This is a genomic window from Stenotrophomonas sp. P5_A9 (assembly GCF_056400525.1).
The window spans coordinates 36,235-48,293 of sequence record NZ_JBFULC010000001.1; the positions used below are offsets into that span (position 1 = coordinate 36,235).

At 68.6% G+C, this 12,059-nt stretch carries 15 protein-coding genes; 5 read left to right on the plus strand and 10 right to left on the minus strand.

Annotated features, from left to right (window positions below; all coding sequences use genetic code 11):
• Window positions 1-119 precede the first annotated feature (119 nt).
• Window positions 120-944 carry an isocitrate lyase/PEP mutase family protein gene (locus AC1DR7_RS00170; RefSeq protein ID WP_457321875.1) on the plus strand — a complete coding sequence of 275 codons (825 nt, stop codon included), beginning with the start codon at window positions 120-122 and terminating at the stop codon, window positions 942-944.
• A 7-nt stretch (window positions 945-951) separates the two neighbouring features.
• Here AC1DR7_RS00170 and AC1DR7_RS00175 read toward each other — a convergent pair whose 3' ends face one another.
• A complete protein-coding gene (locus AC1DR7_RS00175) occupies window positions 952-1,272 on the minus strand; it encodes a DMT family transporter (protein WP_478051297.1) in 321 nt (106 codons plus the stop codon).
• Complete coding sequence (locus AC1DR7_RS00180; protein WP_457320139.1) at window positions 1,269-1,640, minus strand: DMT family transporter; 372 nt, start codon at window positions 1,638-1,640, stop codon at window positions 1,269-1,271. Before AC1DR7_RS00180 ends, AC1DR7_RS00175 begins: the two co-directional genes overlap by 4 nt.
• Before the next feature lie 243 nt (window positions 1,641-1,883).
• On the opposite strand from AC1DR7_RS00180, the gene AC1DR7_RS00185 reads away from it, so the two are divergent.
• Entirely contained in the window at window positions 1,884-2,744 is an 861-nt protein-coding gene (locus tag AC1DR7_RS00185) for a LysR family transcriptional regulator (protein ID WP_478051298.1), read from the plus strand.
• 106 nt (window positions 2,745-2,850) lie between these two features.
• Here the strand turns inward: AC1DR7_RS00185 and AC1DR7_RS00190 are convergent, their stop codons facing one another.
• The 3 genes from AC1DR7_RS00190 to AC1DR7_RS00200 all read right to left on the minus strand — a co-directional run bounded on the left by AC1DR7_RS00190 (window position 2,851) and on the right by AC1DR7_RS00200 (window position 5,021).
• Window positions 2,851-3,771 (minus strand): M14 family metallopeptidase, encoded by a 921-nt coding sequence (locus AC1DR7_RS00190; protein ID WP_457320137.1) that lies wholly within the window; start codon window positions 3,769-3,771, stop codon window positions 2,851-2,853.
• 32 nt (window positions 3,772-3,803) lie between these two features.
• Window positions 3,804-4,460, minus strand: a complete 657-nt coding sequence (locus AC1DR7_RS00195; protein WP_457320135.1) for an SDR family oxidoreductase — start codon at window positions 4,458-4,460, stop codon at window positions 3,804-3,806.
• A 96-nt stretch (window positions 4,461-4,556) separates the two neighbouring features.
• Complete coding sequence (locus AC1DR7_RS00200; protein WP_457320133.1) at window positions 4,557-5,021, minus strand: (R)-mandelonitrile lyase; 465 nt, start codon at window positions 5,019-5,021, stop codon at window positions 4,557-4,559.
• 222 nt (window positions 5,022-5,243) lie between these two features.
• On the opposite strand from AC1DR7_RS00200, the gene AC1DR7_RS00205 reads away from it, so the two are divergent.
• Window positions 5,244-6,137 carry a LysR family transcriptional regulator gene (locus AC1DR7_RS00205; protein WP_457320131.1) on the plus strand — a complete coding sequence of 298 codons (894 nt, stop codon included), beginning with the start codon at window positions 5,244-5,246 and terminating at the stop codon, window positions 6,135-6,137.
• Between the two features lie 107 nt (window positions 6,138-6,244).
• On the opposite strand, the gene AC1DR7_RS00210 is transcribed toward AC1DR7_RS00205, so the two are convergent.
• Together AC1DR7_RS00210 and AC1DR7_RS00215 are read right to left on the minus strand one after the other, a co-directional pair.
• Window positions 6,245-7,222 carry a zinc-binding dehydrogenase gene (locus tag AC1DR7_RS00210; RefSeq protein WP_478076351.1) on the minus strand — a complete coding sequence of 326 codons (978 nt, stop codon included), beginning with the start codon at window positions 7,220-7,222 and terminating at the stop codon, window positions 6,245-6,247.
• Between the two features lie 149 nt (window positions 7,223-7,371).
• A complete protein-coding gene (locus tag AC1DR7_RS00215; protein WP_478052552.1) occupies window positions 7,372-8,145 on the minus strand; it encodes a hypothetical protein in 774 nt (257 codons plus the stop codon).
• A gap of 146 nt (window positions 8,146-8,291) precedes the next feature.
• Between AC1DR7_RS00215 and AC1DR7_RS00220 the strand changes: the two genes are divergently transcribed.
• On the plus strand, window positions 8,292-9,635 hold the full coding sequence (locus AC1DR7_RS00220) for an Nramp family divalent metal transporter (RefSeq protein WP_478051301.1): 1,344 nt from the start codon (window positions 8,292-8,294) through the stop codon (window positions 9,633-9,635).
• Here AC1DR7_RS00220 and AC1DR7_RS00225 read toward each other — a convergent pair.
• Window positions 9,601-10,014, minus strand: coding sequence for a helix-turn-helix domain-containing protein (locus tag AC1DR7_RS00225; protein ID WP_457319052.1), 414 nt, complete (start codon window positions 10,012-10,014; stop codon window positions 9,601-9,603). The genes AC1DR7_RS00220 and AC1DR7_RS00225 overlap by 35 nt on opposite strands.
• A 76-nt stretch (window positions 10,015-10,090) precedes the next feature.
• Between AC1DR7_RS00225 and AC1DR7_RS00230 the strand changes: the two genes are divergently transcribed.
• Window positions 10,091-10,942: a class I SAM-dependent methyltransferase gene (locus AC1DR7_RS00230; protein ID WP_457319053.1), complete on the plus strand. Its 852-nt coding sequence runs from the start codon at window positions 10,091-10,093 to the stop codon at window positions 10,940-10,942.
• Between the two features lie 58 nt (window positions 10,943-11,000).
• Here the strand turns inward: AC1DR7_RS00230 and AC1DR7_RS00235 are convergent, their stop codons facing one another.
• Window positions 11,001-11,570 carry an SCO family protein gene (locus AC1DR7_RS00235; RefSeq protein ID WP_457319054.1) on the minus strand — a complete coding sequence of 190 codons (570 nt, stop codon included), beginning with the start codon at window positions 11,568-11,570 and terminating at the stop codon, window positions 11,001-11,003.
• Entirely contained in the window at window positions 11,567-12,058 is a 492-nt protein-coding gene (locus AC1DR7_RS00240; protein ID WP_457319055.1) for a copper chaperone PCu(A)C, read from the minus strand. The genes AC1DR7_RS00235 and AC1DR7_RS00240 overlap by 4 nt, the downstream gene beginning before the upstream one ends.
• Window position 12,059: the final 1 nt, after the last annotated feature.

Here is a 12,059-nt window from a genome sequence, read left to right on the forward strand (position 1 = left end):
ACGCAGCGCCGGGCATTCCCACGGCGGCTTAACACGGCGACCAGCACGGCCGCGTGGATCAGCACGGGGCTGACCAACGGTGGCGTTACCATCGGCTCACCGCCTGCCGGATACGCGCCATGACCGCACCGTCCTTCGATCCCCGCCCGCGCCGCGCGGCCTTCCGTGCGCTGCATGACGACGGCTGCTTCGTATTGCCCAACCCGTGGGATCCGGGCAGCGCACGCTACCTGCACAGCCTGGGCTTCCAGGCAGTGGCTTCGACCAGTTCCGGCCATGCCTGGAGCCAGGCGCAGGCCGATGGCACGGTGTCGCTGGATGAAACGCTCGCCCACCTGCACACCCTTGCCGCCGCCACGCCGCTGCCGCTGAATGCCGATTTCGGCGACGGCTTCGGCACGCTGGATGAGGTCGGCAGCAACGTCACCCGCGCCATTGCCACCGGGGTGGCGGGTATCTCCATCGAAGATGCCGGGCCAGACCCGGCCCATCCGCTGCGCACGCTGGAGGACGCGGTGGCACGGGTACGCGCGGCACGCCGGGCGATCGACCAGTCCGGTGAAGATGTGCTGCTGATCGGCCGCGCCGAAAACTTCTTCGTCGGCCGCCCCGACCTGGACGATGCGATCACCCGGCTACGCGCGTATGCCGACGCGGGCGCGGACTGTCTCTACGCACCCGGCATCAGCACCCGCGAACAGATCGAAGCGGTGGTCAACGCCGTGGCGCCGCAGCCGGTCAATCTGCTGGTCGGCGCCGCCGTACCGTTCACCCTGCAGGACATCGCCGCAATGGGTGTGCGCCGGGTCAGCGTCGGTGGCGCGATGGCACGGGTCGCCTGGGGCGGGATGATGCGCGCCTCGCAACTGCTGATGGACGAAGGCCGCTTCGACGGATTCGCCGATGCGGCATCCGGGGCCACCTTGAACCAACTGTTCCGCTGAGCGCACTTCAGTGGCTGGACAGCACCACCACCGCGCCGGTGACCAGCGCAATGCCCACCCAGCCGATCGGGCGCAGCCGGTTGCCGAACAGCACGCGCCCGCAGATCGCCGTGCCGATCACCCCGACCGCACCCCACATCGCATAGGCGGTGGCCAGGTCCATCGTCTTCAGCGCCTGGCCGAGCAGCGCGAAGGCGATCCACACCAGCAAGATCGCAGCGACACCCCACGCCGGCTTACGGAAGCCATCGGACTTGGCGACCATCATGTTGGCGGCGATGTCGATCACTGCCGAGCACAGCACGAAAAGAAAGGCGGTGAGGTTCATGGCGTGTGTGCTTCGCCCAGGGTGACGCAGACGATACCCGCGGCGGCCATCAGCAGGCCGACCATCTGCTGCACCGAGAGGCTCTCCTTGAACACGACGATGCCGACCAGCGTCAACAGGGTCAGGCCAAGGCCTTCCCAGACCGCATAAGCCACCCCGACCGCGATGCCGCGCACCGACAGCGCCAGGAAGTAGTACGAAATGGCCAGCGCCACGGCCATCACCGCATAGCCGAGGTAACCGCCATGGCGCGCCGCGTCGGCCATGAACGAGGTGCCGACCACTTCGGCGACGACCGCGAGGGTCAGGCAGGCCCAGGCGATCAGACCGCCACGGGCACGGGGTTGCGAATGCACGTGTGTGTGCATGGAAAGCTCCTTGATGTTGGGCCGGCGCGCACCGACGAAGGGCCGGGTACCGGGGCATCTGCCAGGGTGGCGGATACGCGTGCGTCGGTGGCGCGCCTGCAGGCACCGGCCGTGGATGGGCTGGTGGGTGCCGACCGTTGCCCGGTACAAACGGTCAGGCAATGGCGGCCCAATGACGCGATCAGTATCATCGTCAATTCCATCAGTCCAAAGATGGAATCCATCGATACAGGCGATACGTCCATGCGCTACAGCCCGGAATCCCTACGCGCGTTCGTCGAAGCCGCCGCCCTGGGCTCGTTCTCAGCCGCTGCGCGGCGCCTCAAGAAGACCCAGTCCACCATCAGCACCGGCATCGCCACGCTGGAGGCCGACCTCGGCCTGACCCTGTTCGACCGCACCAGTCGCTACCCGCAGCTGACCGAGGATGGCCGCAAGGTGCTCGGCCACGTGCAGGAGATCCTCGCCGCCGCCGAGCGCCTGGAGCACCTCAGCATCCGCCTGGGCGACGCGGTCGAGCCACGCCTTACCCTGGTGTTCTCCGACATCTATCAGCTCAACCCCGACCAGCACCTGCTGCGCCGGTTCGAGCAGCGCTTCCCGGACATCGAGCTGGAGTGGCTGGATGCCGAAGGCGACGACGTCCTCGACGTGGTGGAACGTGGCCGCGCCCAGCTCGGGCTGGTACCGCAGCAGGCGCAGTATCCATCCGCGCTGGCGGTGCGGTCGCTGCCACTGCGCGCGGAAATGGCGGTATTCGTGGCGCGCGACCATCCGCTGACCCGGATCGCCACGCCGGACGAATCGCATCTGGCCGGGCATCGCCAGATCTGCCTGAGCGGCGATGCGCGGTGCAGTGGCCACGCACGTGGGCGCATCTGGGCGGCCTCGGACTACCTGATGGTGCTGGAAATGGCCGAAGACTGCTTCGGCTGGGCCGAGCTGCCGCGCGACCTGGTCAGCCGCTATGGCCGCGACCAACTGGTGGAACTGCCCCTGCCGGGCTGGCCGCGCCTGATCGGTGCCGATGCGGTGTGGTCGCGCGATACCCCGCTCGGCCCGGCGGCGCTGTGGCTGCTGGATCAGTTTCTGCTGCCGACGTGAAGGATGATGCCTCCATCAATCGAGGCATCCGGCAGCCTCGCTGACCATCGCCGGAGGCAGCAGGGGGCGTCGGGACGCGTCGCCTGTTGCAGGCCCCAAGCCTGCCTCAGCGATGCGCCAACGCGTAGTCGATTGCCGCGCACACCGCCGCCACCTGCGCGTCGTTGCACTGCTGCGGGGTGGCACGCGGACTGTCCGGGTAGACCTCGGTGGTGGTGGTGTATGTCGCGCCGGTGATGCTGGCGCACAGGCCGAGCCTCTTCAGCGGGTACTCGATCACGCCGGGGGCGACCACCGGCGAGCCGATGATTTCGTTGCGGTCGTCGGCCGGGGCGATGTGGGTCACCTGCTCCACCGCCGCGTTGACCGCGGTCTGGAACGCGGGCTGCGGGTTTTCGCTGTCGTCCACCAGATAGAAGCCATCCGGGATCAGGCCCGGCTCGAACGGCTTGCCGTCGCGCGCGGCCAGCGCCGGGCGGAACTCGCTTTCGTCGCTGTCGGTGGTTTCGTGCAGGTCGATGTGCATGAGCATGCCGTCACGCAACGGTTCGACCAGCGCCATCAGTGCGGCCGATTCGGCCGCCGGGCTGTTGGCCACGAACGCGCGGTTGGGATCGATCGCATCGGCGTTCCAGCGCTGGACGCGCTCATACCCCCATGGGCTCACGCAGGGCACGACCAGCACATTGACGCGGCCGGCATAGTCCTTGGCGCGGGTGGCCAGGAACTGCAGCGCGCCCTGCACGCCGCTGGTTTCGTAGCCGTGCACGCCACCGGTGACCAGCACGCTGGGCAACTGCGGGTTCCAATCGCGGCTGCGCACCGCAAACAGCGGGTACTGGTGCGGCGGGTACTCCAGCGTGCCGTACTGGGTGACGTCGAAGTCCCTACGCAGGGCCTCCAGCAGCGGCAGCACGTCATCGGCGTACACACGCTGCGGCACCTGGCGGGCGCGCCATTGCGCCTTTTCATCGGCGCCCCAAGGCTGGCCGGGGGTGCCGATGGGATAGAACGGGGCGTCGGTCATGGCGTGCTCGTCTGTACTGCGGTTCGGGCCGGTCATTTTACGCCACGCCGATCCAGCGCTTCATCGACCGGGACATGGCCCTGGGTGAGTTCGATGATGCGATGACGCAGCGCCGGATGCTCCACCAACCCGACCAGGGTGGCAGCGACGTCCTCGCGCGGTACGTCGCCATAGGCGATGGCCGGGCCGAGGGTCACCCGCCCCGTGCCGGGCGCGTCGCTGAGCGTGCCGGGGCGCAGGATCACCCAGTCCAGGTCGCTGGCGGCCAGATAGACATCGGCGCGCTTCTTGACCGTCATGTAATTCTCGAAGCCCTCGCCCAGTGCCTCGCCGCGCCCGGCTTCGGGGAATGCGGACACCAGCAGGAAGCGTTTCACGTTGGCCTGCTGCGCGGCCTGCACGGCCAGCTCCAGCCCACGGCCGTCGATGGCATTGGTCACCTCCATGCCCGCGCCACCCGCGCCGGCAGTGAACACCACCACCTCGCTCCCGCGCATCTGCGTGGCCAGCGTGGCGGCGTCGATCCCGGTCAGGTCGCCCTGCACCGGCACGCCGCCCAGTGCGGTCAGTTCCGCCGCCTGCTCGGCGCGGCGATGCATGGCCAGCGGCTGATGGCCACGGGCGGCCAATTGTTCGACCAGATGGCGGCCGACCTTGCCGGCGGCACCTACGATGAAGACCTTGGTCAACGGCGTGCTCCTGTCATGTATCGAGATGGACAGGGTAGCGACCGGCGCGTGACCGACCCGTGCGGCGGCGGTCCGCGCGTAGTACGCCTGCCCCTGTCAGCCGCCGGCGTACTGCGCCTCGCTGACCTGCTCCATCCAGGTCACCGGCGAGCCGTCCACGGCCTCGGCGATGGCGATATGGGTCATCGCCACGTCGGCCTTGGCCCCATGCCAGTGCTTGACCCCCGGTGCGATCCAAACGATGTCGCCCGGGCGGATCTCCTGCACCGGCTTGCCCCACTCCTGCACGCTGCCCACGCCTGCGGTGACGATCAGGGTCTGGCCGAGCGGATGGGTATGCCAGGCGGTCCGCGCGCCGGGCTCGAAGGTGACCGTGGCACCACCCACGCGCGCCGGTGCGGGCCGCTGGAACGGGGCATCGATGCGCACCGTGCCGGTGAAGTAGTCGGCCGGGCCGGCGGCCGAGGCGGTGCTGCCGGCGCGGGCGATCTGGATCGGGGCCTGCGCGTCGGGCGTGGCGACGGCGGCCATCGACAACAGGGCGGTACTCAACAGGTCCATGGAAGTCTCCTCAGGACGGGAAGCGGATCCGCTGCGCGGGTGTTCGCACGGCGGCGGCAGGAGGTGCCACTTTAGCCCCGCAACGGCCAGGGACTTCCCCGCGCAGCTGGCATGCTGTCATGAGGCCTCCTCATCAATTCGCCAGCAGTGACGCCTTGCGTTCACCAGTGGTGCGCGCCCATCATGACCGCACGTGAATCGCACGCCCGCCGGAGCGCCTGCATGGCCCGAGAGAACTTCAACGACCTGCAGGTATTTCTCACCGTCGCGCGCGAGCGCAGCTTCACCCGCGCGGCCGCCCAGCTCGGGGTGTCCCAGTCTGCGCTGAGCCACACCATGCGCGGCCTGGAAGAACGTCTCGGCGTGCGCCTCCTGACCCGCACCACGCGCAGCGTGTCGATGACCGAAGCTGGCGAGCGCCTGTACGACACGGTCGCGCCCCGCATGCAGGAGATCGAGGCCGAGCTGGTGGCGATCACCGATTACCGCGACCACCCCGCCGGCACCATCCGCATCACCACCGCCGAACACGCCGCCAACAGCATCGTGTGGCCGCGGCTGAGCGCGGTGCTGCCCAACTACCCGGACCTGCGGGTCGAACTCACGGTCGATTACGGCCTGGCCGACATCGTGGCCCAGCGCTACGACATCGGCATCCGCCTGGGCGGGCGCGTAGCCAAGGACATGATCGCCGTGCCGATCAGCGGGCCGCAGCGGATGGCGATCGTGGCCAGCCCGACCTACTTCGCCGGTCATGTGGCGCCACGGACACCGGACGATCTGGGCGCGCACGACTGCATCGGCCTGCGCCTGCCCACCCACGGCGGGCTGATGGTGTGGGACCTGCAGAAGGATGGCCAGGAGGTCAACGTGCGCGTGGCCGGCCAATGGACCTTCAACGGCAGCAGCGCGATGCTGCGCGCCACGTTGGCGGGCGCGGGGCTGGCCTACCTGCCCGAGGACATGGTGCTGGAGCACGTGCGCGCCGGCCGCCTGCTGCGGGTGATGGAGGACTGGTGCGATGTGTTCGACGGGTATTACGCCTATTACCCCAGCCGCCGGCAGTCCTCCAGCGCGATGCGCGTGGTGATCCAGGCGCTGCGCGCCAACCCGTAGAGCCGACCGTTGGTCGGCTGCCACGTAGAGCCGACCGTTGGTCGGCTGCTCTCCGTCGGGTTCCGTGACGGTGTGACAGCCGACCAACGGTCGGCTCTACGCGCGGTTCACGGGCGCAGCAGCACCTYACCGTTGCGGCCCGGCTCCAGGCTGGCCTTGGCCGCGGCAGCCACGTCATCGAGGCCGAATACCGCATCCACCGGCAGGCTCAGCCCGCCGCGTGCGGCCAGCTGCAGCAGTTCGCCGACCAGGCGGCGCTTGTCTTCCGGCGCCATCGCCTGGCTGACCTTGCTGCCCCAGAAGCCCTTCACCGTGGCCTGCTTGAAGATCACATCGCCCGAGTTGAGCTGCATCGGCTCGCCAGTCATCGACCCGAAGGACACCAGCGTGCCGCCATCACCGAGCAGGGTCATCAACTCGCTGCTGGCGCGGCCGCCAACCGAATCCACCGCCGCGACGATGGGCTGGTCGCCGGTCTTGGCCTGCACCTTCGCCATCCAGTCCGACTGTGCAGTCGACACGGTGTGCTCGATGCCCAACGCGTCCATCTCGGCCACGCCCGCATCACGCCGCACTAGGTTTACGCAGTGCACGCCCCGCGCCTTGGCCAGCATCGCCAGTGCCTTGCCGACCGCGCCATTGGCTGCGTTCTGCAGGATCCACTGGCCCGGCTTGACCTGCAGGAACTCCAGCAGCATCAGCGCGCTCAACGGCATCGCAATGAGCTGCGCGGCGGTCTCGTCGTTGATCGCCTCGGGCATCGGAATCACCATTTTTGCCGGTGCCACGAAATACGCCGCCCACGTGCCATGCACCGAGGCGGCACTGACCCGCTGCCCGACGCTCAGGCCGTCGACGCCCTCGCCGAGCGCATCGATCACGCCGGTCGCTTCGCTGCCCCCAATGGCCGGCAGCGTCGGCTTGTAGCCGTATTGCCCGCGCACGGTCCACAGGTCGTGGTTGTGGATGGTGGCCAGGACGGTGCGGATGCGCACCTCGCCCTTGCCCGGCTGCGGCATTGCCGCGTCGCCGCCGTGCAGCACCGCCGTGGGATCACCGAATGTTTCATGCAATGCAGCGCGCATGTGTTTTCTCCTGTTGCTGGATCTAGGTTGCCGGGCAAGGCCGGCCCTACGTTGTTGAAGAAGGTTGCCGGGCATTGCTCGGCGTTATGGTGTTGACGGTCACCGGAGCGTGCCCGGCGGCGCGTCATGGAAGCGTCGCGGGACCCGCCTCAGCGGCGGTGCCGATGCGCAGCCACCACCGCCGCGCGCGGCTGGCGCCAGGCGCGTGCGCGCAGCACCAGGGTCTGCAGCACCAGCAACGCGGCCACTGCCAGCGCCAGCACCGACACCGTATCGGCGCCGGGCAGGCGCCAGCCGGACTGCTTCACATACACACCCACCAGCGCCCACACCACGGCGGCCGGATAGGCGAAATGACCCCGCAGGCGCTGGTTGACCGACCACGCCAGCAGCGTGGCCGCCGCCAGCAGCACCACGCTCCAGGTGAACATGTCCGCGGTCGGCAGCCACTCGTAGGCCACGATCACCTGCGCCGTATTGAGGAAGGCCGCCATCGACAACCAGCCGGCATGCAATGCCAGCGGATAGGCCGCCCACGCACGCTGCCCGGCGCTGGCCTCCGGCGGTGCCGCGCGGACCGCCGCGACAATCAGGCACACCAGGGCGGCCCAGATGATCGCCAGCGCCGACAGGAACCATTGGTTGGAAAACACCGGCATCCACACCGCGGTGAGCACGAAGCCGGTGGCCGCCCAGCCACGTACGCCGACCAGGTCCGGCTTGCGGCGGCGCAGCTGCCACAGCCCGAACGCCACGTCCCACAGGAAGATCAGGCCCCAGATCGCGAACGCATAGCCCGCTGCGACCAGCAGGGTCGGATAACGGTCGGAAATCGCACCGTTGGTCGGGCCGAACGCACCGGATTGCGAAAACCACGACACCACCGGCATGGCCAAGGCGGCCAACAACACGATCCAACGCATGCATCCACTCCAACTCAAAGAGCGGTGACGATACGCGGTTAACGGTTAAGGGGGTGGCATCGCCCTGGTCGCATGGCCGGATCGCACCATCAAACGGCCCGTCATTGCAATCACTTACTAAGATAGCCTTTGCTATATTGCGGTCCATGGACATCCAACGCCGCCCACCCACCGCGCCTGCCTGGCCCTCCTCCAGCGGGCACAGCCCGAGCCTGGGCGAGATGAACGCCAGCGTCGCGGTGCCGCAGGATGGGCACTGGTGGTTTCGGCTGCTGGCCTTCCTCGGGCCGGGTTACATGGTCTCGGTGGGCTACATGGACCCGGGCAACTGGGCCACCGACATCGCCGGCGGCGCGCAGTTCGGTTATCTCCTGCTGTCGGTGATCCTGCTCTCCAACCTGATGGCCATCGTGTTGCAGGGGCTGTCGGCGCGGCTGGGCATCGCCACCGGGCGCGACCTGGCCCAGGCCTGCCGCGACCACTATTCCAGACCGGTCAACCTGACCCTGTGGCTGCTGTGCGAGATCGCGATCATCGCCTGCGACCTGGCCGAGGTGATCGGCACCGCCATCGCGCTGAAGCTGCTGTTCGGCATCCCGCTCGTGGCCGGGGCGATCATCACCGCCATCGATGTGGTGCTGGTGCTGTGGCTGATGAACCGGGGATTCCGGGCATTGGAGGCGTTCGTGATCGCGCTGCTGCTGGTGATTTTCGCTTGCTTTGCGATCCAGATCGCACTGGCGGCGCCACCGCTGCAGGCCGTGCTTGCCGGCTTCATTCCGCGCGCGGAAGTGGTCACCCATCCGCATGCGCTGTACCTGGCCATCGGCATCATCGGGGCCACGGTGATGCCGCACAACCTGTACCTGCACTCGTCGATCGTGCAGACCCGCGCCTACCCGCGCACCGAGGAAGGCCGTCGCAGCGCGCTGCGCTGGGCGGTCACCGACAGCACCCTTGCCTTGATGCTGGCGTTGTTCATCAACGCATCGATCCTGATCCTCGCCGCTGCCGTATTCCATGCGCAGGGACGCACCGATGTGCAGGAGATCGAACAGGCCTACGAACTGCTGGCGCCAATGCTGGGCGTCGGGCTGGCGTCCACCCTGTTTGCGGCCGCCCTGCTCGCCTCGGGCATCAATTCCACGGTCACCGCCACGCTGGCCGGGCAGATCGTGATGGAAGGATTCCTGCGGCTGCGCATTCCGCCCTGGGCGCGGCGTCTGATCACCCGCGGCATCGCGATCGTGCCGGTGGTGATCGTTACCGCGATCTATGGCGAACAGGGCACCGCGCGCCTGTTGGTGCTGAGCCAGGTGCTGCTGTCGATGCAGTTGCCGTTCGCGGTGGTGCCGCTGGTGCGCCTGGTCTCGGACAAGGCCAAGATGGGGCCGCTGGTGGCGCCGCGCTGGCTGATCGCACTGGCGTGGCTGATCGGGGCGGTGATCATCGTGCTCAACGTGAAGTTGTTGGTGGATACGCTGGCCTGACCCCGCGCAGCAGCGCACGGAAACGCGGGCAGTCCAGGTGGCTGCTGGCCCGGCAAGCCGCCGCGTGGCGCAGGCCATCGCGCATGGCGGCCATGCGTACGATGGCCAGGTCCAGTTCGTCGGCCTTGGCCACCAGTCGCGCGCGGTCGATGCGCGTGCCGCCGTCCGCGGCCAACATCGTCGCGATCTCCTCCAGCGACAAGCCCGCAGCCCGGCCCAGCGCAATCAACGCCAGCCGCTCCAGCACCTCTTCGGCGTACACCCGGCGCAACCCGCGTCGGCCGATCGGCTGCACCAGCCCCTTTTCTTCGTAATAGCGCAGTGCCGACGCCGCCAGCCCCGCGCGGCGCGCCACCTCGGCGATATCCAGTTCGCGCATTGCTTGACCTCAAGCGCACTTGAAGTGGCAGAGTGCAGGCTCCCTTCCCTGCTGGCAAGCCCAGAACGAGCCCCTCATGTCCGACACCGCACAACACACCCTGTGGAACGGCCCCGCCGGTCACGCCTGGGTAAAGGCGGAACGGATCCTGGACCAGATGTTTGCCCCGTTCGCCACACAGCTGGCACAGGCCATACCGACCGATTCACCTGCAACGGTGCTGGACGTGGGCTGTGGCACCGGCGCGGCAAGTCTGGAGATTGCGACGCGACTGGGCAGCGGCGGCCACTGCACCGGCGTGGACATTTCCACCCCGCTGATCACGCGCGCCATCACGCGCGCTGCGTCCGCAGCACTGCCGGTGGATTTCAGGGTGGGCGATGCACAGCGGCTTGCGCTGCTGCCCGCCTCGTTCGACCGGATCGTGTCGCGCTTCGGGGTGATGTTCTTCGATGACCCGGTGATGGCCTTCTCCAACCTCCGCCAGGCGACCCGCGACGGTGGCGGCCTGCATGCGATCGCCTGGCGCAGCGCCGCGGAAAACCCGTTCATGACCGCCGCCGAGCGCGCCACTGCTCACCTGTTGACGTTCCCCGCACGCGTTGCCGATGCGCCGGGGCAGTTCGCGTTTGCGGACCGGGACCGGGTGGTCGGCATTGTCACCGACGCCGGATGGCAGAACATTGACGTTGTTGCGCAGGATGTTGCCTGCGAGATCGCCGCCGCGGACCTGCCTGCCTATGTGACGTTGTTGGGCCCGGTCGGGTCGGCGCTGCGCAGCGCGGACATCGAACCGGCGCTGCATGCACGGGTATTGCAGGCGATGGACGAGGCGTTTGCGCCGTTCGTGGTGGGGGACAGGGTGCGATTCGTTGCCGCGTGTTGGGAGGTGCGGGCGCTCGCGCATCCGTCGCGCCGTGGCCAGTAGCAGGATCGCATCCGTGCGCGGTGCGCGTGCCGACCCTGGCGCGCTCATCCGCGTCGCCTCACGTGCGGGTGGGCGTCAGCCGCGTGCGGACCTTGGCCGCCATCTCCGCCTCGGTCAGTGCGTACCCGAGCACCTCCTGCAGCTTGCCGTCGGCACCGAGCAGGAACCACGACGCGGTGTGCTCGAACGTGGCCGCCTCGCCCACGCCGACGCGCTGGTAGCTCACGCCCAGGCTTTCGGCGACGGCACGCGTGCCCGCCTCGTCCCCCGCCAGCCCGATGAACGCCGGGTCGAACGCGGCCAGATACTCGCGCAGGTGGGTCGGGGTGTCGCGCTGCGGATCGACGGTGATGAACACCACCTGCAGGTGCTCCGCCAGCGGCCCGAGCTGGCGCTTGACCTGCACCGCCTTGACCAGGCTGAGCGGGCACACTTCCGGGCAATGGGAGAAACCGAAGAACAGCAGCGTGGGCTTGCCGCGCAAGCTGCTGATCGACAGCGTGCGGCCATCGCTGCTGTGCAGCGCCACCGACTCCAACGCGGCCTGGCCCATGATCGGTGCCTGGCCCCCGCTGCAGCCGGCCAGAAGGGCCAGGCACAACGCGCCGCCGAGCCAACCGCGCCTCATCGCCCTGCCCCATGCCCGTGCAGCTGTGCACTGCTGCCGTCACGCACCACGAAATCCACCTGCTGCTCACCGTCCCGGGCGAACTGCAGGCGCACCCGTACCGGTTGACCCTCCTGCAGCGGGCGCGTGGGCATCATCAACATCAGGTGGTAGCCGCCGGGCTGCAGCGCGGTGACCTTGCCGGCCGGCAGCACCAGCCCCTCCGGCAGCGCCTGCATGCGCATCAGCTCACCGTCCATGCGCATCGCATGGATCTGCACCTGGCCAAAGCCGGTGGCCGTGGCTGCCAGCAATCGGTCTTTCCTGCCGTGGTTGTAGAGCTGCACGTAGCCCGCGGCCACGTTGGCAGCCGGCGGCGGCAGACGGATCCATGCGTGGCTGGCCACTACGGCGGTACGCGCGCGTGGCGCAGTCGTTGCATTGCCTGCGCGCGCCGCGCCAAGACTCAGCGCCATGACGATCCCCAGGCAGGACACCCATCGGTTCATG